Here is a 23,215-nt window from a genome sequence, read left to right on the forward strand (position 1 = left end):
GTAATGGCAGTACGAATAATTGTGATGCTTGCAAATTTATCATAGTATAATAGTAAGAAATGACAGATTAAGGGGGCTTTTTTGGGTTGAAACGATTTTTAGCAACGGGGTTTATTATTGCTTGTCTATTTCAAGTGCAAACTCCAACGTCTTATGCACAAACAGCTCCAAAATTCACTGATGTAAAAAGTAGTTATTGGGCAGCACCGGTAATTAATGAACTAGCTGGAAAAGGCTTTATGGAAGGATTTGCAGACGGCACCTTCAAGCCGAATAGTATGACCACTCGTGCAGAAGCGGCTAGTATAATAGCGCGAACTATGGGGATAGATTTAACAACTGATTTTGTCCCAAACTTTAGTGACGTACCAAGCAATCATTTATATTATAAGGAAATTACTAAGCTGGCCGAATTAGGGATCATTCAAAATGAAAGCAAATTTAATCCTGAAGAGCCACTAAAGCGCGCACATATTTCAAAAATGATTGCCCTTGCCTATGCAGTTGAAGTTGATTCAAAAAATAAAACGAAATTTAAAGATTTGCCTAAAGGTTATTGGGCAAAGGACTATATTGAATCATTGGCGGATGTAGAGATTGTAAAGGGGAAGACAGCTACCAAATTTGAGCCAAATGAATTTGTAACCCGTGCACATGTAGCCGCATTAACAAAGCGCGGTATGGAATTTAGACAAAAGGTCCAGAACTTAGAAATCGTGTATGACCTTTTACAGAAAGACTATATCGATACAGTTAATCACCATAAGCAGTGGGAGAAGAAAATATTGGATTTAGTTAATAAGGAACGTAAAAATGCAGGATATACAGCGGTCAATCAAGATTTAAAGTTGACACAACTTGCCATTATAAAGGCAAAGGATATGGTAAAGCGTAACTACTTCGAACATTACTCAAAGTTTTACGGCAACCCATGGGATTTGGCAACATTGTTTGACTATGAATATTCAAGCTATGGGGAGAATTTAGCCCGTAATTTTAAAACACCTGAAACGACCGTTGCTGCATGGATGGCTTCACCGAAACATCGGGAAAACATTTTAAAAAGTGCGTATACTCATATGGGAATTGGTATCGAAAAAGATAAAAATGGTAAATATTATGTAGTTCAGCATTTTTCTAGTAAATAATATGGTAAATTCTAGTGTTCTACATTACAGTAATATTACAACGAGAGTTTAAGATTAAGTTAATTTCTATTTAAAACACGGAATCCCCACTTAAACGCAGGTATTCCGTGTTTTTTGTTTTTATATTAAAAATACTATAACTGTTACACAAGTGAAAAATAACATCACAACAATATATGTTACCCTATTATTAGGTTAAATAAACATGAACAAAAAAGATTTCTGTTATGTTATACCTCGAATATCAGTATCGAGGCCTATTTGAAGGGAGTTTCAAGTTAAGTGAAAAAGAAAATTTTATTACCGATCTTTGCAACTTTCATGATTTTTTCAGGTGTAGGGATGGGTTCGAATACAGTACAAGCATCATCAGCTTCAGAATTAACAGCAACAGCTTCTAAATATATCGGTGTACCATACGTTTATGGAGGAACAACAGCAAGCGGTTTAGATTGTTCTGGCTTCACTAAATTAGTGTTCAGTCAATTAGGACATGATTTAAGTCGTACAGCAGCTGCTCAATATAAACAAGGGAAAGCCGTTTCAAAATCTGATTTACAACCAGGCGACTTAGTATTTTTCAATACAAGCGGCAGTGGTGTTTCTCACGTAGGTATTTCATTAGGCGGTAACAAGTTTATCCATGCTGGTACAAGCACAGGCGTAACGGAAGCGAATTTAACTTCTTCTTATTGGGCGAAAAGATATGTAGGCGCTAAACGTGTAGCGAGCTTTGGCGAAAGTGAAAAAGTAGTCGCTGCAGCATCTTCTATTGAAAAAGAAGAAGTAAAGAACTCAGCAATCGATTTCACTGTTTATGCATCTCGTGGTGAAGTAGCGATTCAATTAGCAGAAACTTTAGGTTTAGATACATCTGATACAAATTCACCATTTACGGATATTAAATCATCTTCTAAATATGCAGGTGCAGCAACAGCTCTTTATAAACTAGGCATTTTCACAGGTGACGAAAACGGCAAATTCAATGCAGGTTCACCATTAACACGTGCTCAAATGGCAAAAGTATTAGTAAAAGCATTTGATCTAAAAATGGCATCAGACAATTTAAAGTTTACAGATGTCCCAGCATCACATTGGGCACATAACGACATTTCAATTTTAGCATCAAACGGCATCACAGTTGGTAAAGGTGATGGTACATTCGGTACAAACGATAATGTTATGTTAAAACATTTAACGGCTTTCATTAACCGTTTACAATAATTTAATAATAAGATTCGGTAACTTCTACATATATCAATAGATATACCTTGCAGGGAAGTACTTACTTATCGGAAGCACAAACAGAAATTGTTTGTGCTTCCTTTTTGTAATGGGGGAATTAGAATGTTTGCTAAGGAAAGTGGAATAGCTCACTGTGAAAGTAGAAAGTGCTCCCTGTATTAGAATATCTCCTGGAGAAAGTAGAAACTAGTGGGGGTAAAGTAGAACCAATTGCTAAGAAAGGAGAAGTAATTGCAGCTAAAGTAGAACAGTTTGCTGTGAAAGTAGAAAGCGCTCACTATATTAGAACTTCTCCTGAAGAAAGTAGAAACTAGTGGGGGTAAAGTAGAACCAATTGCTAAGATAGGAGAAGTATTTACAGCTAAAGTAGAACAGTTTGCTGTGAAAGTAGAAAGCGTTCCCTGAATTAGAACTTCTCCTAGGGAAATTAGAAACTAGTGGGGGTAAAGTAGAACCGATTGCTAAGAAAGGAGAAGTAATTGCAGCTAAAGTAGAACAGTTTGTAACAAAAGTAGAAAGCGCTCCCTGTATTAGAGCTTCTCCTGGAGAAATTAGAAACTAGTGGGGTAAAGTAGAACCAATTGCTAAGAAAGGAGAAGCATTTGCAGCTAAGGTAGAACAGTTTGCTGTGAAAGTAGAAAGCGTTCCCTGAATTAGAACTTCTCCTAGGGAAATTAGAAACTAGTGGGGGTAAAGTAGAACCGATTGCTAAGAAAGGAGAAGTAATTGCAGCTAAAGTAGAACAGTTTGTAACAAAAGTAGAAAGCGCTCCCTGAATTAGAACTTTTCCTGGAAAAAGTAGCCCCGCCTGCTCAAAATGTAGAACACCTTCCATTCAAATTAGCAGTACGCATCCCTAATACGGAGATAACCCCTAGAAAATAGAAAAATATCAATTTACTAACTTTACTGCATATTAATTTTATGAATTATTTGGTAAAATGATAATTATCTAATAGAAGGGAGGAGTTATACATTGTCTATGCGCAGTTTCATCATGACGGTGACAATCATCTTCATGTCAATGTTCCCATTAAATATGGCAAATGCCAGCACAAGCTTTGCCGATGTCCCTTCTACAAACGGGGCATACGGAGAGATTTCTTATTTAGTAAATGCAGGTGTTATCAAGGGGTACACTGAAAATGGGAAAACACTGTACAAGCCAAATGCACATGTAACGCGTGGACAAGCGGCGAAAATGGTCGTTGTTGCAACGAAGAACAAACCTTTAACTGTACAAAATTCTTCGTTTTCTGATGTAACAGTCGGAACGGAGCTTTCAGGATATGTAGAAAGTGCAGTAAAATTAGGATTTTTCTCAGAGCAATCAAAAGGGAAATTTGCACCGAATACACCTTTAACACGTGAAGAAATGAGTAAAGTTTTAGCGATTGCCTTTAATTTAAATACTAATGAAACGGGTAAGCTGGAAGTACCATTTAAAGATATTAATCCATCATACAGCTATTATCCGTATGTAGCGGCTATTTACTTTAATGGAATTACAGTAGATGCAGAAAAGTATAATCCTAAAAATTCAGTAACACGTGCACAGTTTGCATCATTTATTGCCCGTGCATCTTCAGAAAAATACCGTTTACCATTACCAGTGCAAGGTGTGAGCGTACCGAATATTTCGGCGGCGATTGCTTCGGTAAAAGCAAAAGTGGATAACTTGAATGTACGAACATCTTCCTCTTCAGCAAACGCTTCGAACATTTTAACAAAAGTAAACACAGGCACACCATTTAAAGTATTTGAAGTACAGCAGGATGGTTGGCTGAAAGTTTCGTACGAAGGGCGTTATGCCTATGTTTATAAAGATTATGTTGATTTTACTGATGAATCAGGACAGTTAATCAATAAAGTTCAAAAAAATGTTTACGCACTAAATGATATTCAAGTCTATCAAAAGCGCGATGTTAGTTCTGATATTGTCAGTTCTTTAGCGGATAAAGAAAAAATTGCCGTTTATGGCACAATTGGCAATTGGTATGTCACATTAGTCAATGGTTTACCAGGTTATGTCCGCATTTCACAAACACAGGATACTTTGCCGGTAGAAGAAGTGGTGACACCACCTGTAGTAGAAGAAAAACCGACAGTGGAACCTCCAACTACAGTAGTGGAAGAAGAACAAAATACGCCTGAACCACCTGCTGAAAGTGGAGTAGAAAATAGTCAGCCAGAAAAGCCGATGACACCTCCACAACAGCTATTAACGAATACAATTGGCAAAGCGACAGTTGATGCATTACATATTCGGGAGTCAGCGTTAGGTACATCTCGTTCACTTGGTCAAATTAAACGAGGCACACTTGTGGAAGTACATTCATTATCAGGAAATTGGGCTGAAATAACGTACAACGGTATTAATGGTTATATTAATAAAACATATTTACAGCTACTTAACCAAACGGGTGCGGCTGTGAAGGATCGCATTATCGTGCTCGACCCAGGACATGGCGGAAAAGACCCTGGAGCAGTTAAAAAGAATGCACGTGAAAAGGAAATCGTTTTAAAAGTTGCTAACTTAGTTAAGCAAAAGCTTGAAAAAGACGGTGCAACGGTAAAAATGACTCGTATAGCTGATACTTTCCCAAGCCTGGAAGAGCGTGTTAAATATGCGAAAAATGAAAACGGTGAGATTTTCATCAGTCTACATGCAAATGCGGCTTCAAAAGAAACGGCAAAAGGCACTGAGACATTTTACAGTGTGACGTCTAATGCAAATGAAAAAGAAGATTTTGCATTAGCAACTGCCATCAATAATGAAATTGTCAAAAATGCTAAAATGTATAATCGCGGTGTGAAGCGTGCTGATTATGTCGTTATTAAAGGACAAGTTATGCCCGCTGTGTTAGTAGAACTCGGTTTCTTAACAAATAGTGAAGATTACAATAAATTAGTATCTGATGACTACATCGAAATTTTTGCTCAATCTATTTATAATGGTATTGTCGAGTATTATACGAAATAGTTTTTAAAATCTGAGTTTCTCTCTTTTTATAAAGGAAGAAGCTTGGATTTTTTTATGTTTAAGTGGCGATTAAATTTTGTAAGTGGACATTATATAATGAAAGTGTCGAATATTTTCTTGAAAATGTCTAATATGTGTTTAAAAGTGGATATTAAGTGGAAGGTAAATGGAGATTATCTTTAGATTTTTGTCTATTAAAGGTCGTGAAGTGGCGAATAGCAGGTTAGATACAAAAAATCCAGTACCCCGATTAAAACCGAGGTACTGGATTTTTAAGTTAAGTTCCTGGAATAAGTTGAACTAAATCAGAGCGTACCCAACCGTGTTTAGCAGGCGGGTTATTATCTGAAAGAATCTTGTACCATACATAGCCGTCTGTACCCTTCGTTTCTTCGACGATTGCAACTGGGTAACCAAACACGCCTGTTTCACCTACATATTTTGCTTTATAAGTGAAGTGAACTGGTGAATTTGTTGATGGTTCTGTACGGACATTCACTAAATGACCGTTTTCATATGACACAAATGCTAACTTAGCTTGTTTGTAATCCTTTTTGCCGAATCGGTTGTCCATACGGAACATATGTCCCGCAATTTTACTGCCCCAGAAAGGATCAGATGCGTAGTGAACATTCAGACCCGACGTTTTATTGCCCGGTGCTGCTCCTTTTGCATAGCCGCCTGACTGTGGTGCATAGTTTAAGTTCACATAGTGATTAATAAATGCCATGACACTATCATCACGTGATGCATAAATTTCCCCTAAAGTAGGATCTGTATCGAAAACTCTTATACCGAAAATGTTATTTTTCGTTAAGGCATTTTTACTTACCCCGTAATCACCTTCGTGCATTGCGGCTGCTAAAATGAATAAAGCATTTACATTATATTGTGCTTCTACCTGTTTCAATAATTTACCCATACCAATTAAACGAGATTCAATCGGTGCTTTGGCGTATTGAGGAGAAGTTGGAATCGCTTGACGTTCCAATAATAAGGTCATGATTATATTATCTAACTCTTCCGCTGTATAGTTGGAAGGCTGACGAATTGATTGGAATTGGAAGTAAGAATAATGTGTCCCTACTTTTTTCGTTAAGAATACATCCGAATAGAAGTTTACCCCATCTTGGCTATAGTACTGTACCCCTTGCTGCATAAATGCGGGTGCTTCGCCAACTTCATAATCCCAATTATATTTTTGTGAAGTATGATTATATGTTCGATGTGTTAAATAGCCACCTTTAACAAAATAGTAATCTTGTCCTTTAATTAAGCTTGTTGGCGTTAATGTTACTTCATCAATTTTCGCATAGCCTTTTGTATCCGCTAATTGAACGATTGCATATTGATCGTTGCTTCCAAAGTATTTAAATTGAGAGCCTTTCGCTGCATATGATAACGACTTAGTAAATTTTTGATCTGAATAAACCGTTACTGTAGTTGCGGATGCTGAAGCAATACCTGCAGACATTTTAATGATTTTGTCACCTTTTAATATAAGGTTTGAACCAGAACTATTTAACGCTGCTTCTGCTTGCTCATAGTTAAAGTAAACAGTTGGATTTTTATCAATAACGCCTTTTGAAATTTTACCGACATAGTAAACATTCGGATTTGGAGCAGGTGGTGTTACAACAGGACCTGCATTACTGTCATCTTCTTTTACAGCAAAACTTTCAATAGTGCTATTCATACGGAATAAAAATGCAGCAGCATGGCCGATTGTTGCATTTCCTTGTGGATCAAAGAATACACCTTTATTAGTATGAGAACCGCGAATGATATTGTAATAAACATTTGTAGCAACAGCAGGTTTGAACTGGTCGCTTATTTTGTTATTGTCTTTAAATGTTAAAGGTTGTCCATCAAGCGGAACGTTAGAATAACGAAGCGCTTTTTGTAAAAAGCCTGCCATATGCTGGCGCGTAATCTTTTCATTTGGACGGAATGTGCCATCCGGATAACCACTTAGAATATTTGCCCCCGCAGCAGCCTGAATATCAAGTGTAAGTCCATTGCCAGCTTTTAAATCTTTAAAAGTATATGTAGAAGAAGCTGGTAACTGAAGTGCACGCGTTATATATGAAGCGAATTCACCGCGAGTAACAGCGCGGTTCGGGTTATAGTTACCTTTACTGTCAGGTCGTATAACACCTAGATTTGACCAATATGTTAATTCATTCACCATTTGGTGGCCTTTAATATCATTTGCATGAGATGTTGACTGTGTTGTAAAAGACAAAGCTACGACAAAAGCGAATGCTAGTCCAATTATTTTTTTAAACACATATTCACGCTCCTTTCCCTATTTGGCTATTTTAACAATTTATGAGAATGAATAATAGAAAAATAGTAATTTTTTATTCGTTTGTAATATAATTGTAAAAAAATGGTTTTGAAGAAGTGTGATAGAGAAAAATGAAGTAGATTTAACAATATGGAGCTAAATGCTAAACCTACTTGATAAATGAAGGGGATTAAGCTTAACAATAAAAGTCCAGTAGAAGTAAATGAGATACATGGAGAAAAAGTGTGGAGGATACGATTTATATGGAAGATGAATCTTTAAATATTTAAAGCCTTGGAAATTTTTTTCACTTCTTTAGTTAAATAATTTAGCTGTTCTTGTATACCTTTTATATCGACGTTATTATTCGTATTATTAATAGTCAACTGTTGGGCTTCTTGTATAGCTAGTGCAGTTGCAAACGTAGAAATCCCTTCAGCTAGCGTAGCTAATAAACCTGCTATAACTTCTAGTGAAGCTGCCTGAATGACCGGGGAGTTCTCCTGTGCTGCTTCGTTATTTTTTTTGCGGTTATTATTTTGCAATGCTATGACCTCCAAACTAGTGTTATATACATCTTATGGAGATAATGAGCAAATATGAATATTGCTCAGAAATTTGGTGAATAACTTAGTTTAAGAATAGCGCAAGCTCCCAATGGTGGCGTCCTTCGTAAAAATACCGAATATATCAGGAAGCTTCTATTAAACTTCATTCTATTAAAACGACATTCCTCTAATATTAATATGTGTTTTGTATGAACATTGTATTATAATTGTAACCATATTATACTTAAGTTCGTCTTAATCCACATGAGCAAAACTCATCTAAAATAGGGAACTACATATAAGAAAGGGTTTGGGACATCTATGAAGGACATTTCTGTCAAAATGAATAAAAATGAGTGGCTCGAAATCTTGGGAGCGATGATTGTACTTTGTGCGGCAACACTGCTGCCACCAGCTATAGCACAAATCAGTACTGCTATCTTCTTTGTGCTATTTGCATTTTTCAAGCCATTTCAAAGTTTAGTGATTTTAGTACCGTACGTAATTTTCCGTACACTTTTTATTGAACTAAACCCTGGACTGAAACTAATAGGAGATTTAATAACAATTGTAGTATTATTACGAATGTTCCTATTGAATATAAAGAAATTTAAAACATGGTTCCACTTTAAGCCATTTGAATATTTCTTTTTTGCCTTTTTAATTTTTGGGGCGGTTATCGGTTATAAAAACGGAGTCTCACTTGGAGCGATTGTGTTCCAATTACGTACATTCGGCGTAATGTATCTGTTGTATTATATTATTAGCCGAAGTGAATTGCCGAAAAATTTCCTTGTAAAACTTGCATGGGTGACTGTATTTTCAGGTGCCATCATTTTTGTACAAGGTATCGTCGAAAAATTATCAATGCGCCAATTATTAATGCCGGAAGTTTGGACTCAAAAGATCCTTTCATCTACTAACTTTGTGAGGATATATGGAATGCTTAACAATCCAAACTCGTTGGCTTTAGTCATGTTCTTTGCAATTAGTGCAGTATTTTTCCTGCGTTGGGTATATAAAGATGCTGAATTTAAATGGAGTCTTCGTATTGCGCAAGTAGCATTCTTTGGTATGCTGTTACTGACATTATCTCGTGGTACTTGGATCGCAGCGTTTGTATTCGTCCTTTTCTTTATGTTAATTGCACGCAATTGGCAGTTATTGAAAAAAATTGCCGTTACATTGGTCGTATCTATAGTATTGATTTATTTGCCAGTCAACTGGGGAGTTACACTTTTACTGAACTTAGGTGTAGAAAGTACCGTAGCACCAGATGAAATTTCAGGCGGAATCAGTAACCGATTCACTGAAACATTTTCAGACGATACACTGGAATTAATGCAGGAAAGCGGCCGAATGTTCTATATTAAAAAGGGTATTGAAGTATTAAAGGATTATCCTATTACGGGCGCAGGCTTTGGTACATTCGGTGGCTCTGCAACGTTATCGTATGATTCACCAATTTATGAAGAGTACGGAATTCGTTCAGATATTTATGGTGGTAAAAATTTCTACTCTGATAACCAATACATCCAAGTTATTGCAGAAACTGGCGCTGTAGGTGTACTTCTATTTGCAGGTTTCTTACTTGCGATGGTGTGGATGTACTGGAAGGAACGCAAAACTGTATTCGGCCAATATTTATTTGGACTATGGTTTGCAACAGGTGTTGCCGGTTTCTTCTATAATATTTGGGAGTTAAAAGTATATGTACTCTTTTACTTTATCCTATTTGGTATATTTGCAAGTACACGCATGATGTATCCAATGCTTAAACTTAGTGATTATGAAAAACAAAAAGCAGAATAATATGAATGGAACTACCTCTTGTCAGGTAGTTCTTTTTTTGATTTCTACCTCTTTTTCTTAAAATATGTAATTTTATGTTGAAAAGTATAATTTTTTGTAAAATGTAACAAAAGATTAATAGTTTCTTTGGCGAAAATTTGTTAAGGTAAGATATAGGTAAAAAGAGAGGAAGGTGACTTGCTTCAAATTACACAGGAAGCGCATATTATGAAAACAAAAAAATCCTTAATTTTGGCAATGTTAATGGTGTTTGCATTAATTTTTAGTACACCACAATTTGCTAGTGCTGCACAATCGACAAATGACTCGTATCCGCTGTCACCAGGGGTAAAATATTCAAACTACACGCATAAAGGAACAAAAACGAATATAGTAAATCACTTAGAAGTGGATTTAGCTAATTCTTTTACAAAAATCGGCTTAGGTTTACCAAATCCTATTACTACACTAATGACGACAACGCAACATGCGAATAATCGTTCAAAGGAAGGGAACAGGGTAGTTGGTGCTATCAATTCTAACTTCTATAATATGGGTGATGGCTATCCGTTATATTTGATTTCTCAATATAATACAATCGTAACACCAAGCGTTATATCTAGCTCAAGCTCCAATTATGTAAGTCAGCCGATTGCTTTCGGTATTACGAAGGATGGTAATGGTGAAATTGCATACTACAACAGCAAAATTAACGTTACATACAATGGTGAGACAAATGAAGTAAATGGTTTGAACGTTAAGCGCGGAGATAATGAAGCGGTTATTTATACACCACAAAACCATAGTTCCATGACACCAAATGGTGGTAAAGGAATGGAATTTATTGTGGAAACAGGCAATACAATTGGCGCAACGAAGTTTGGTCAAACGTTAACTGGGAAAGTAACAGCAATTCGCGGCTATGATGATGAAGCGAAGGCAAAAATTCCCCGTAACGGTTTTATACTTTCATTTAATGGCTCAACTTGGGGCGATAAATACAGAGGTATTAAAATCGGTGATGAAATTTCAGTAAACTTCTCAATCGACAACCGCTGGATGGATGCACAGTTTATGATGGCGAGTGGTCCATTACTAGTACTCGACGGTAAGAAAAATGTAACAATGAACGAATCAAGTTCACGTGCAAGAGAAACTGCACCACGTACAGCGATTGCAATTAGTAAAGACAAGAAGAAGGTACACTTAATTACAGTAGATGGACGTGTTAGTTCAAGTGCTGGGATGACATTAACGCAGTTTGCAGATTATTTAGTAAGTCTTGGCTTCGATCGTGCCATCAATTTAGATGGTGGTGGCTCAACAACAATGGGTATACGTAAATATGGAAGTAATACGGTAGTATTAGCGAATACACCGTCTGGAGGCACACAACGTCGCGTCTCTGCAATCATTGAAGCGATTAGTACAGCACCAACAACAAGTGCGCCAAAACATATTCAAGTAACTCGTGATAAAGTTGGCACATTATTAGTGGGGGCAACAGTAAAACTTACACCAAATTATGTGTTGGATGAGTATTACAATCCACTACCGATGAATGCAAGTGATTTTACTATTACACCACAAAATAAGACAGTTTCAGTAAATGGATTAAGCTATACAGCTGTTTCACCTGGTTCTGAACGTTTAACAGTATCGAATCAAGGTGCTGTTCAATCGATTAGCTTTAATGTAGTGGATGCGCCAGCCGGACTTACTATTTCAGGAGTGTCAGGAACGGTTGAACCAAATGCATCAATTCAGTTAAAAGCAAATGTTACTGGGGCAAATAATGAGCCATTAATTTATAATGATTCACAAATTCAATGGTCAATAGATGGAGATATTGGTTCGGTATTTAGTTCGGGCGTATTCAAATCAAATGGTAAAGAAGGTACTGCCCGTGTAACGGCAACATTAGGAACGAAATCCGTTTCTAAAGAAATCGTTGTAAAGGCAGCAGAAAAAGCATTGTTCAAAGATATTTCTGTGAACAATCGATATAAAACTGAAATAACATATTTAGTTGAAAATAAATTAATCAGCGGTTATCCGGACGGAACATTTAAACCTGAATTAGCTTTAAATCGTGGCCAGGCGGCTGTATTGTTAACGCGTGCATTAGGTTTATCCACAAAAGATGTTGCGAACCCAGGATTTAGTGATTTATCAACGAACAACACTTATTACGGTGCAGTTGCTGCCATTGTGCAAGCAGGTATTATGAATGGTACAGGTGATGGCAAGTTCGAGCCAGGTAAACCTTTGACTCGTGCACAAATGTCAAAAATTCTTGTTGAAGCATATGGCTTAACAGGTACAACAGCTGCGAAATTCAAAGATGTAAGCACAAAGCATTGGGCATATGATTATATTCATACTTTAGCGGCAAATGAGATTACTACAGGCTATGAAGACAATACATTCAAACCGGGTGTAGAAGTATCACGTATGCACTTCAGTTTATTCTTATACCGCACAATCACACAACAATAAATATTTGAGAACCTTTGTAAAGCTGCAGCGAGGAATCGCAGCTTTTACAAAGGTTTTTTGTTGGGGAAAACGGAGGAGAGTGGGGAGGGAGGGAGGAACTATTGATATGAGCTTAAAGCGAAGGAGTTACGACGGGGAGGTATATAAAAATAAGAGAGGCGAATATTGTTTATAATTGCAATTTATATTAAAAATGTATTTCCTGCAAATAGGGTTAAATAGACAATTTGCCAAGAAAAAACGCCTGAAATCACCAAGTCGCAACCAATACTAAATACAAACCGTCATTTAAATGAAAAAACACATTTTTTCGTATTGAATAAAGTAATCTCACTTTCGAGAATATCGTTTCAAACGAACATTATGCTATACTTAAAATATAATTTATTAAGTGGAAGGGGGTTCCTAAGTTAGTTTTGTACCCCCTTTTTTCAAATGAAAATGAAATAAACCAGGCATACATAAATGCTTGATTCAAAGGATGATTGTATAGATGAAAATTGGAATTGTCGGAAATTACGGAAATGATAACAATGGGGATGAGGCGATTTTATTAAGTATCATTCGCCAATTACAAAAGGTATTTCAAATAGATACACAAAATATAACGGTGTTTAGCAATAATCCGAAACAAACAGCAGAACGTTATAGTGTACAAAGCGCTCCGTTATATTACAAAAATGGAAATGCGGTAAAAACATTCGCTAAAACATATAAAGAGAATTCTAAAGTGGTAAAAAATCTCGATTTCGTCGTTATTGGCGGCGGCGGTATTTTAATGGATCTTTATAAACGTGAAGCCCCATTATACGGCTCATATGCGATGATGGCGCAAAATAACAATGTACCTTATGTCGTATATGGCTGCGGAGCTGGACCTCTAAATACAGGTTTAGGGAAATGGTTCATACGCTACATGGCAAAGCATGCACAAAATATTTCTGTGCGCGATCCGCAATCTCAAGCTCTTTTAAAATCCATCGGGGTAAAACGAGATGTACCTGTAATTGGGGATCCGGCATTTAGTTTAGAAGTAGAACGTTCAAATTATAGTGAAAAACCAAAATCAGTAGGTGTGACAGCGGTACCTTATTATAATGCTTCGTACTGGCCAACAGGTGATGAAGCAAAGTATGAAAATTATATAAACGGTATGGCGAAAAATTTAGACCGTTTAATTGAAGAGCAACAAGTTGAAGTTACGTTTTTTGCTACGAAATATCCACAAGATGCTGACGTAACAAAAGATATTCAGGCGAAAATGAAGCATGCACAAAACACAACAATCATTGATGAAAATTTACCGCCCCAACGTATTTTGGACCTTACAGCTACATTCGATGTATTAATCGGTACACGACTGCACTCACTGATTTTAGCAACAGATGCAAAAACGCCGATTATTGGTGTGTCGTATCATGTAAAAGTAAATGACTTTTTACAAATGGCTGGGCTAGGGAACTATTCTTTACCAATCGAAGAGCTTCATAAATCGGATGAAAAATTTGCGATGCTTTTTAACGACATGGCTGTAGATTGGAACGGTGCGCAAAAATTAGCGGCTCGTACAAATGCGTCATTTAAAGAGAAATCAGCATTAGGAGAGCGGCTTTTAAAAGAAGGTGCTAAAAGATCATGAAAAAAGTTTTAGTCATTAGCAATATGTATCCATCAAAGGAGCATTTAGCTTACGGCATTTTTGTGAAAAATCAGGTTGAACAACTTGAGAAAGAAGGTATAGAAACATTACTTGCTGTTAATACGAATCCGGCGACAGGGAAGAAAAATGTGCTGCTGAAATATGCGAAATGGGCGCGAAATGTTATGCGTACTTTCCGCGCTAATAAGCGAGAAATTTCGCTCACACATAGTCACTATGTCTTTCCGAGTGGACTGTTCAGTTATTATTTAAAAAAGCGCTATAATATTCCTTATATCGTAACAGCTCATGGTGGAGATATTAATAAAATGGCCAAAAAGAGTGGACAAATTCGCCAGTTTACAGAGAAAATTCTGCAATCGGCCGACCATGTCATTGCAGTTGGGGAAGAGCTTGCGGCTACAATTGAAAAGAGCTTTAACGTTCCTGACGATAAAATTACGGTCATGAGTATGGGGATTGACCGTAATGTTTTCAAGAAATCAGAAGATAAAAAACAGTGTGCTGTACAGCTCGGAATGGACCCGGAAAAAACGAATTTCCTGTTTGTCGGCAATATTATTCGAGATAAAGGTGTGGCAGAACTTATACAAGCCTTCAATAAAGTTACTGAAAGCGCACCTGGTCAATCAGCGCTTTACTGTGTAGGATCAACAAAGGATACGAATTTTACAAGTAAAGTGAAGGAACTTGCAAAGGATAATGCCGATATTCACTTTATTGAGCCTATGCCACAGCCAGAATTAGCCCGCTATTTCCAAGCAGCGGACGTTTTTGTTCTTCCTTCCTATATTGAAGGGCTCGGATTAGTAGCATTAGAGGCGATGAGCTGTGGGACACCTGTAATTGCATCTGATGTCGGAGGATTGCATTACATGTTGGCAGATGGTGCCGGTGTATTAGTCCCACCTAAAGATGAAATTCTGCTGCAGCTCGCACTTGAAAATGCAGTAAAAGAAGGTATGCAAGTCAATGAATCACGAGTGAACGAACTGCTTGCACTTCATGATGCAAAAGAAATTATTACTCGGCTAAAAGAGCTCTACACAACACATGCAAAATAAAGTAACTGTAATTAAAGGATTGTGATAAGCGTTGAAAGGAATTTTAAAAATAATAGGGGCAGTAGCTGTTATTAATATAATAGCTAGGTTAGTTGGCTTTGCCCGGGAGACATATATCGCAACCGCATTCGGAACAACGCTATATGCGGATAGTATTGTTAATGCTTATACGATCCCAAACTTTCTGTATTTAGTAATTGGCGGGGCGTTTACGACGGCGTTTATATCGGTTTACCATAAAACTACGTCAAGTATAACGGAATATATTCGTCGTACATTTACAACGATACTCATTACGATTACGCTTGTTGTCATTTTGTTTATGGTTTTGGCAGATCCGATATTAATGCAGTTTTTCCATGTGAAAGATGAAGCAGAATATGAAATACTGCGCTCTCTTTACTTTTGGATGATGCCATCAACGATTATGCTCGTGTTATCGACTTGGATGAGCGGTATTTTAAATGTCCAGGGCCGCTACCATTTATCGGCATTTTCAGTTCTTATTTATAATGGCTCATTTTTAATTGTATCGGTTGTGCTGTCTATTATGATGGGACCAATAGGAATGGGGATTGGGGCATTGGTTGGTGCCATTTGTATGTTCCTATTCTTAGTCTACGGTGTGCGTAATGTGAAAGAAATGTCATTTAAACCGAGTATAAAAGGGGCAGAAGACCAAAAAATGCTATGGAAAGTAGCATTGCCTATTTTACTTGGTGGTGCCACAGCCCAGGTTTATATACTAATCCAGAGCTTCTTTTCAGCAATGCTTGAAGAAGGGGTTCGGTCTGCAATGAACTATGCAACCAAAATGTCACAGTTCCCACAGGCAATCTTAATGACAGCTGTAACGACGGTAATTTTCCCGTTACTTAGTAGAAAAGAGGGGGAAGGGGATACAGAGTCTGTAAAGGCACTTTACGTTCGTGGAATGCGCTTATTATACATACTCGTTTTACCTGTCGCCGTGTTCTTCTACTTCCAGGCGGAAGGGATTATACGAATCGTATTCGAATATAACAAATTCGATGCTGAATCAACAGCAATTACAGCACCATTACTACAAGTATTCAGTACAACGATGTTCTTCCTTGCAGCGAATACGTATATTACACGTTTTTATTATGCAAAGGGTAACTCTGTACTACCAATGATCTTTAGTATTTTAACAGTATTCGGTGTGAATATTGCAGTTGTATTAGCTACGATTGATGCTTTAGGTGCAAATGCAGTAGCACTAGGTACATTAGTCAGTGCAATCGTGAACTTCCTGTTACTTATTATTGTTTTACATAGTAAATATCAATTAAAACTTGTAAACAAAAATGTTGGACAGTTCATAAAACTGGCAGCAATTGGCTTAGTGTTTATTGCGGTTAACTGGGCGATTGCCGAATGGATTGTGTTTGATCAAAAGTGGGTGCATATTATACTCACATTTGTATTAGCTTCTATTAGTTATTTCATAATACTTTTTGTGTACAAAGTACAGGAGCTTCAGCAAATTGCGGAGAAAGTAAAAACAAAACTCTTCAAAAAAAAATAAAGAAAGGCGTATCCGAATCAGGATGCGCTTTTTTGTGGGGAATATAAAGCCCGGCTTTTCACTTTGCAGGACAATTTACGGATTGCTAACAAGTAAAATATTCGAAAATAATGTTAATAGACTGCATAATATGCAATGATATCTTATATTTATGACAGATACCTTTATTTTAAGAAATAATTAATATATAATTAGATTTGGAATAATTGGAATTAATTATATGATGTACTAATCATCTAAAATAGAGATAAGGGTGGAGAGGTATGGCAAGAGGACGTCGTGTAAATTCAAGCGGTGAAAAAAGCAAAAAGCTATTACTGGAAAAGGCAATTGAATTATTTTCTACATACGGTTATCATCAAACAAAAATAAGTGACATAGTAAGAGCAGCAAATTTAACGCAACCTACATTTTATTTATATTTCCAAAGTAAAGAAACGTTATTTAATGATTTAAATGAACAGTTCCAAAATGAATTAATTGATCTATTCTCTAATTCTTCAAGTGAAGTAACGAATGAAAACTATGCAACAGAAATTATACAAAAAAATTTAAAAAAGATATTTGACTATTTCATGAAAAATCCTAACTTAACGAAAATCGGGTTTTATGATGCAGAGCAATCTACGGCTGTAAAGCAAATGCTTGTTTCGAAATTGGAAAATGTTATTAACAATAATTTAAATGAGTATCCAGTAGCGAAACATGTTAATGCGACGGTACTAGCAGAAAGCTTGATCGGGTCGATGGAGCGCTTAACACTAACAAACTTATTAACAAATAAAACAAATCCAGAGCAATTAGCTCAGGATATTAGTATGATTTATTTTGCAAATGAGAGAAGCTTAGTTCACCAATAATTGTATTAGAGACGATTCGCAATTACATACGAATCGTCTCTTTTCTTTTTTTATTTTGCTGTAACGTACAAATACATACCGGTTTTTAATTTATTGCCTTTTTCTCCTTTGATTTTTGGATGGATAATTAAGGCATATTCTTTTCCGGCTGTTAATTCCTTTTTAGGAGTGACAAAAAGCTGTCGCCCGGATACTTTATAGGATGTTTCAACAATGTTCCCGCCAAGTTCGACTAATTCTATTGATGTCGTATCAATTGATTTTGCTAGATTATTGGAAAAGTTAATTTTAAATGTTTTATTTAATGGTACGTTTTTTAAGGATGTGATTTCTTTATAATTGTTTAAGCTAGATGCAATTGTATCGTAATGAGCTTTGAAAAGTGGATTACTCACAGTTTGTATATTCGGTTTTACCCCAACTTCATTAATTTTCGTACCATTTGGACCGTAGAAATGACCGACCGTTAATTTTAGGAAACTACCATCTTCAAGCTCATAAAATCCCTGCATTGAGCCTTTACCATACGTTGTTTGCCCATATAATATTGCGGACTTTTGATCCAAAAGTGCGGCTGCTGTCATTTCCGATGAGCTGGCACTGAATTTATTTATGAGTAACTTCGTATTGGCAGGAAATGTACTGGACTGTTTAATAGAGCGGACATTGGAAGTTCCGGTAGCTTCGGTAATTTTGTAAGCATAAATAGCATTTGGGAACATTCCGATGAGCTGTTCTGCTGCAGTCACATAACCCCCGCCATTATTTTGTAAATCAAATATAAACGTTTTGGCTCCTTTGTTTTTCAAATCACGAATCGCTTTTGTTATTAAGCTGGCAGTATCATTTGAAAATGAGTTTAAAGAAATATAGCCGGTGTTGCCATATAAAATTTTCGTCTCTACATTCGGCAATGAAAAAGCTTTACGTGTTAAATTCTTTTTTGAAATTGTTCCATCTTCACGTAATATTGTTAAGGAAACTGTAGTATTTTCCGCTCCTTTAATACGGGAAGAGGCTTGATCAATTGTAAGGGGGGGAGTTGACACGCCATCGACTACAGTAATAATGTCGCCTGCTTTTAAGCCGGAACTTTTTGCACTGCCTCCCTCAATAACCTCGGTAATTAGAATACCTTTTTCTACTTTTTCAATGACTACGCCTATTCCGACTGAAGTAAGCTCAACACCATTAATGAATTCTTCAAATTCCTCAACGGTAAAGTAGGTTGAATATGGATCGAGCATATTCATTAGTTGCTCAATACTTGTAGCGCGGTTGATATCACCATTGATATTGCCCACATAGTTTTCCTTTACGATTTGCTTTGCTTCGTCCAAGGGAGCAGCGAGCACAGTAAATGGAATTGTTAAGCACAGGATGAAAAATAGCAGTGCCGACAAATGCTTCTTGATCATGAGTCCACCTCATTAATTTATTTTTGTGGAATAATGGGAATAGGATAACTTCCATATTATTGTTATTTCCATTATACGCCATATTTAAAGAGGGTACATTAAAAGTTTTCACTCTTAACATACCCTCTTCATTGTTGTACACTTATTTTCGTTTTACTAAGTACATAATGTAGCCGATAATCCCGCCTACCAATGCTGGGACAACCCATGCGATACCTTGCTCGTAGAATGGGAATATTGATAGGAATTTATCATAGGCTTCAATTTCAAAACCAGCTTGTTTTATGCCATCATAAATCGCAACAATTCCTGTAAATATTAATGCCATGCCATAAACGCTCGGTGCATGGTTAAATAAGTTACCGAATAGTGCGAATAACATAAGCACAATAGCAAACGGATAAATCGCTACTAATACTGGTAAAGATAAGTTAATTAAATCTTCTAGTCCAAAGTTTGAAACACCGAAACTGAATAGCGCAAAAATAACTAAATACAGTTGATAAGAAACTTTAGGGAAAATTTTATGGAAGAAAGTCGCATTTGCCGATAACAAACCTACTGAAGTTGTTAAACAAGCTAAAATGATAACTGCCGATAAAATAATATTACCTGCCTGCCCGTAAAGTTGTTGTGCTGCTAATGAGATAATAGTTCCGCCATCTTTATGGAAGCCAATAGCTGAAGTACTTGTTACTCCGATATATCCTAACGATACATATACAAAGGCTAAACCAAGTGCAGCGACAATGCCTGCAAAGATAGTGATTTTAATTTGTTGAGCTTTTTCCGTTACTCCTCGAGCTACTAAAGATTGAATGATTACAATACCAAATACTAATGATGCAAGTACATCCATTGTTAAATAGCCTTGTATGAATGATTCACCGAAAGCGTTATTTATATATGCGCCTTGTGATTCACCAATCTCTCCCATTGGAGTAAGGACCGCTTTGATTGCAAGTAAACAAATAACGATTAAAAGAGCCGGTGTTAAAATTTTTCCTACACGATCGACTATTTTTGTCGGATTGTAAGCTAAATAGAATGTTAAACTGAAAAATAAGAGAGTTGTAATAAATAATGGGATCCAGCTTTCCTGCATCGTATTAGATAAAAACGGTGCAACTCCGATTGAATAAGATACGGCACCTGTTCGCGGAATCGCAAAGAATGGTCCAATAGATAAATAAATAATAGAAGTAAAGATGATTCCGAAATATGGATTAATACGACGTGCTAATACTTCCAAATCACCGCCATTTTTTGCAACAGCAATTATACCTAAAAGAGGCAGCCCAACTCCTGTTATTAAAAATCCGATCATGGATATTAGTATATTTTCCCCTGCCATTTGACCTAATTGGGGTGGGAATATGATATTACCTGCACCTAGAAAAAGCGCAAATAACATAAAACCTACCGCGATATTATCACGAATAAAACTTGTCTTGTTACTCATGTTGACTGAACTCCTTTTAATTTGAAAATACAAAACTTTCTAAAAATTTAAATCTTTTCACAGAAATTAATTCTATCATAAAAATAGTAAAAAACAAGTACAACGGGCAAGGTAAATTTACCCTGTCCCTTAATTTACGCAATTTGGACAAAATTCAATTAACACTTAATAGGTAATGAAGTATAATAATATTCATAATTTGTTAATATTTTAATTGATATTCTATCTATTGACCTGTTGTTTCCTTTAATAGAAGTTAAGTAAAATAGATTTGAATAGGAGTTTCATAGAGAAGGAGGAGTTTTCCAAATGAATATTAAATGGAAGGTAATGCTAACGGGAATAGTATTTTCGACAGCATTACTAGTAACGCCAACTGTAGAAGCCGCACCTTCTTATTCGGTAAAAAAGGGTGATACGTTAACGAAAATTGCGAAAGCTCACAACACGACAATACATCAGTTGAAACAATGGAATAAACTAACTGAAGATCGGATTTACATAGCACAAAAACTAGTAGTGGTTCCTATTAAGAGTACTGTTACTACAACAGGGAACAGTAAAGTTAAAGCAATTTCCGTTGTAGAAGAAAAGGTGAAAGTGCAAGAAAATGCTCATTTTCATACAGTAGTTAAAGGAGATAATTTAACAAATATTGCTAAAAAGTATAATGTTTCGATTGTAAGTTTAAAGCAATGGAATAACTTAAATTCTGATGCCATTAAAGTTGGGCAAAAGCTTGCAATTGGCACACAAGCTAAAAAGGATCAAGCTGTTGAAGCACCGACTGCTGCTAACGTCGAAGCTGAAATTAACTTTAAACAAACCGCAGATGAAGCGATTGAGAAGCAATTAAGCAGAGAACTTGCCTTACCAGGTACTGTTTCGCATCATACGGAAGCTTTATATACTCATGCCATTGCTATTGCAAATGAAACAATAGGTATTCCTTATAAATATGGCGGGACAACAATTGAAGGTTTTGACTGCAGTGGATTCGTAAACTTTGTATTTAATTCAGTAGGTATTCAAATGGATCGAAAAAGTAGTCTCATGTATTTCGAGCAAGATACAACGAAAGTAGTGCAACCCGTGCCAGGAGATTTAGTGTTTTTCAAAAACACATTTATACCGACTATTTCTCATATGGGGATTTATTTGGGGAATGACGAATTTATACATGCGGGTTCTAAAGGAATTACGATTTCAAACGTCAATGAAAAATACTGGTCAGAACGCTTTGTTGCGTATAAACGACTAAATAATTTAAAATAAATTAGAAAAAGAACTAATAAATACACGTAGTATGTCGTTTACTAGTTCTTTTTCTATTACATAACTGAGCCTTAATGTTACAATTGTTACAACATAGAGGTCTTTTTTGGGTAATTGTTACAATAAATAACCACGATTTCCAGTAATATAGTTCTAAAACTCTATTATAAATAGGTTTTTATTACGAGTTTAAAGAATGGTAGAATAGGGTATATGTAACCTTATTGTTACAGAACTGTAATGTTATATTCTGTAATCTCATGTTAATCTGATATCAGTTAAGTTTTCAGAAAATTAATTGATGTTGGGGGAACACGATGGATTACTTTAAATTAATACGCAATTCCGTACTAACTTTGGCAGCAGCCTTCGTCATTTTCTTCACACCATTGAATGAAAAGGAAGCTTCTGCGGAATCGGCTTACTCCGTTGAAGAGCTGAAAGAAATCTCTTCCAAGTATATAGGGGTACGCTATTCATATGGCGGTACATCAGCAAAAGGTTTTGATTGCTCAGGCTATGTTCGTCATGTATTTAAAGAACTAGGTATTACTTCCCTAGAACGTACATCTTCAGATATGTATAATCAAGGAACTTCAGTAAAGAAAAGTGAATTGGAGCCTGGGGATTTAGTATTTTTCAATACATCTGGTAAACGTGTCTCTCATGTAGGGATTTATATTGGTTCAGGTAAATTCATCCATGCATCGACAAGCAAAGGTGTTATTAAAACAAGTATTAACGACAAATATTACTGGGGTAACAAATATGTAGGCGCAAAACGCGTTGCTAACTTCTCTACAGCAGAAGCAATCGCAGCAGCTGCAGAAGATGATTCAGATGTTGATAACACTCCAGAAGCAGAATAATACATAGCTTATACACACTACTACATACTGCATATATAGATCTCTCACTCTTTAACTAGAGTTGGGGGATTTTTTATTTGAGTTTTAGGTTTTCTGTGTAAATGAAGTGATAGTTCTACATAAGGCGTGAAGGTTTCTACATTAACTGAAAAAGTTTCTACATTCCGAATAAAAGTTTTTACTTTTCAAAGGAAAGTGGCTAATAAGAAGACGCCGTTCTACTTTTAAAGCGAGGTGTTTACATAAGGAGTCTGGGTTTCTACATTAACTAAAAAAGTTTCTACATTCCGATTAAGAGTTTCTACTTTTCAAAGGAAAGCGGCTAATAAGAAGACGCCGTTCTACTTTTGAAGCGAGGTGTTCTACATAAGGAGTCGGGGTTTCTACATTAGCAGAAAAAGTTTCTACATTCCGATTAAGAGTTGCTACTTTTCAAAGGAAAGTGGCTAATAAGAAGACGCCGTTCTACTTTTGAAGCGAGGTGTTCTACATACAATGTCAGAGTTTCTACATATCAAAAGAAAGTAGCTAATAAAAACCGGCCACATAAACGT

16 protein-coding genes are annotated in these 23,215 nt (G+C 36.2%); 12 read left to right on the plus strand and 4 right to left on the minus strand.

What is annotated here, in order from left to right; genetic code table 11:
• Positions 1 to 86: 86 nt before the first annotated feature.
• The 4 genes from NYE67_RS03435 to NYE67_RS03450 all read left to right on the plus strand — a co-directional run bounded on the left by NYE67_RS03435 (position 87) and on the right by NYE67_RS03450 (position 5,376).
• A complete protein-coding gene (locus NYE67_RS03435; RefSeq protein ID WP_340729186.1) occupies positions 87 to 1,148 on the plus strand; it encodes a CAP and S-layer homology domain-containing protein in 1,062 nt (353 codons plus the stop codon).
• Between the two features lie 282 nt (positions 1,149 to 1,430).
• Positions 1,431 to 2,372: a C40 family peptidase gene (locus NYE67_RS03440; RefSeq protein WP_340729187.1), complete on the plus strand. Its 942-nt coding sequence runs from the start codon at positions 1,431 to 1,433 to the stop codon at positions 2,370 to 2,372.
• Positions 2,373 to 2,539: 167 nt separating this feature from the next.
• Positions 2,540 to 2,707, plus strand: a complete 168-nt coding sequence (locus NYE67_RS03445; protein WP_340729188.1) for a hypothetical protein — start codon at positions 2,540 to 2,542, stop codon at positions 2,705 to 2,707.
• A 668-nt stretch (positions 2,708 to 3,375) separates the two neighbouring features.
• Positions 3,376 to 5,376 carry an N-acetylmuramoyl-L-alanine amidase gene (locus NYE67_RS03450; protein WP_340730879.1) on the plus strand — a complete coding sequence of 667 codons (2,001 nt, stop codon included), beginning with the start codon at positions 3,376 to 3,378 and terminating at the stop codon, positions 5,374 to 5,376.
• Positions 5,377 to 5,653: 277 nt separating this feature from the next.
• On the opposite strand, the gene NYE67_RS03455 is transcribed toward NYE67_RS03450, so the two are convergent.
• Together NYE67_RS03455 and NYE67_RS03460 are read right to left on the minus strand one after the other, a co-directional pair.
• Entirely contained in the window at positions 5,654 to 7,666 is a 2,013-nt protein-coding gene (locus NYE67_RS03455; protein WP_340729189.1) for an S-layer homology domain-containing protein, read from the minus strand.
• 278 nt (positions 7,667 to 7,944) lie between these two features.
• A complete protein-coding gene (locus tag NYE67_RS03460; RefSeq protein WP_340727005.1) occupies positions 7,945 to 8,211 on the minus strand; it encodes a multidrug ABC transporter ATPase in 267 nt (88 codons plus the stop codon).
• A gap of 324 nt (positions 8,212 to 8,535) precedes the next feature.
• Between NYE67_RS03460 and NYE67_RS03465 the strand changes: the two genes are divergently transcribed.
• From NYE67_RS03465 to NYE67_RS03490, 6 genes are all read left to right on the plus strand, one after another.
• Positions 8,536 to 10,026, plus strand: coding sequence for an O-antigen ligase family protein (locus NYE67_RS03465; RefSeq protein WP_340729190.1), 1,491 nt, complete (start codon positions 8,536 to 8,538; stop codon positions 10,024 to 10,026).
• Positions 10,027 to 10,233: 207 nt separating this feature from the next.
• Complete coding sequence (locus tag NYE67_RS03470) at positions 10,234 to 12,504, plus strand: S-layer homology domain-containing protein (protein ID WP_340729191.1); 2,271 nt, start codon at positions 10,234 to 10,236, stop codon at positions 12,502 to 12,504.
• A gap of 493 nt (positions 12,505 to 12,997) precedes the next feature.
• Entirely contained in the window at positions 12,998 to 14,143 is a 1,146-nt protein-coding gene (locus NYE67_RS03475) for a polysaccharide pyruvyl transferase family protein (RefSeq protein WP_340729192.1), read from the plus strand.
• Complete coding sequence (locus NYE67_RS03480) at positions 14,140 to 15,228, plus strand: glycosyltransferase (protein ID WP_340729193.1); 1,089 nt, start codon at positions 14,140 to 14,142, stop codon at positions 15,226 to 15,228. The genes NYE67_RS03475 and NYE67_RS03480 overlap by 4 nt, the downstream gene beginning before the upstream one ends.
• A 31-nt stretch (positions 15,229 to 15,259) precedes the next feature.
• Positions 15,260 to 16,777 (plus strand): murein biosynthesis integral membrane protein MurJ, encoded by a 1,518-nt coding sequence (gene murJ, locus NYE67_RS03485; protein WP_340729194.1) that lies wholly within the window; start codon positions 15,260 to 15,262, stop codon positions 16,775 to 16,777.
• Between the two features lie 263 nt (positions 16,778 to 17,040).
• Positions 17,041 to 17,637 carry a TetR/AcrR family transcriptional regulator gene (locus NYE67_RS03490; protein ID WP_340729195.1) on the plus strand — a complete coding sequence of 199 codons (597 nt, stop codon included), beginning with the start codon at positions 17,041 to 17,043 and terminating at the stop codon, positions 17,635 to 17,637.
• 50 nt (positions 17,638 to 17,687) lie between these two features.
• Here the strand turns inward: NYE67_RS03490 and NYE67_RS03495 are convergent, their stop codons facing one another.
• On the minus strand, positions 17,688 to 19,055 hold the full coding sequence (locus tag NYE67_RS03495) for a S41 family peptidase (RefSeq protein WP_340729196.1): 1,368 nt from the start codon (positions 19,053 to 19,055) through the stop codon (positions 17,688 to 17,690).
• A 142-nt stretch (positions 19,056 to 19,197) separates the two neighbouring features.
• A complete protein-coding gene (gene brnQ / locus NYE67_RS03500; RefSeq protein WP_340729197.1) occupies positions 19,198 to 20,517 on the minus strand; it encodes a branched-chain amino acid transport system II carrier protein in 1,320 nt (439 codons plus the stop codon).
• Positions 20,518 to 20,826: 309 nt separating this feature from the next.
• Between brnQ and NYE67_RS03505 the strand changes: the two genes are divergently transcribed.
• Positions 20,827 to 21,792: a C40 family peptidase gene (locus NYE67_RS03505; RefSeq protein WP_340729198.1), complete on the plus strand. Its 966-nt coding sequence runs from the start codon at positions 20,827 to 20,829 to the stop codon at positions 21,790 to 21,792.
• Between the two features lie 317 nt (positions 21,793 to 22,109).
• Positions 22,110 to 22,661 carry a C40 family peptidase gene (locus NYE67_RS03510; RefSeq protein ID WP_340729199.1) on the plus strand — a complete coding sequence of 184 codons (552 nt, stop codon included), beginning with the start codon at positions 22,110 to 22,112 and terminating at the stop codon, positions 22,659 to 22,661.
• The last annotated feature ends 554 nt before the right edge of the window (positions 22,662 to 23,215 follow it).

The sequence above is a fragment of the Solibacillus sp. FSL W8-0474 genome (assembly GCF_038004065.1).
Taxonomy (GTDB): Bacteria; Bacillota; Bacilli; order Bacillales_A; family Planococcaceae; genus Solibacillus; species Solibacillus faecavium.

Bases quoted from the DNA above. Each gene is read 5' to 3' on its own strand.
- NYE67_RS03450 (WP_340730879.1), top strand. From the start codon at position 3,376: ATGCGCAGTTTCATCATGACGGTGACAATCATCTTCATGTCAATGTTC.
- NYE67_RS03465 (WP_340729190.1), top strand. From the start codon at position 8,536: ATGAAGGACATTTCTGTCAAAATGAATAAAAATGAGTGGCTCGAAATC.
- NYE67_RS03470 (WP_340729191.1), top strand. From the start codon at position 10,234: ATGAAAACAAAAAAATCCTTAATTTTGGCAATGTTAATGGTGTTTGCA.
- NYE67_RS03475 (WP_340729192.1), top strand. From the start codon at position 12,998: ATGAAAATTGGAATTGTCGGAAATTACGGAAATGATAACAATGGGGAT.
- NYE67_RS03480 (WP_340729193.1), top strand. From the start codon at position 14,140: ATGAAAAAAGTTTTAGTCATTAGCAATATGTATCCATCAAAGGAGCAT.
- NYE67_RS03490 (WP_340729195.1), top strand. From the start codon at position 17,041: ATGGCAAGAGGACGTCGTGTAAATTCAAGCGGTGAAAAAAGCAAAAAG.
- NYE67_RS03495 (WP_340729196.1), bottom strand. From the start codon at position 19,055: ATGATCAAGAAGCATTTGTCGGCACTGCTATTTTTCATCCTGTGCTTA.
- brnQ (WP_340729197.1), bottom strand. From the start codon at position 20,517: ATGAGTAACAAGACAAGTTTTATTCGTGATAATATCGCGGTAGGTTTT.
- NYE67_RS03505 (WP_340729198.1), top strand. From the start codon at position 20,827: ATGAATATTAAATGGAAGGTAATGCTAACGGGAATAGTATTTTCGACA.
- NYE67_RS03510 (WP_340729199.1), top strand. From the start codon at position 22,110: ATGGATTACTTTAAATTAATACGCAATTCCGTACTAACTTTGGCAGCA.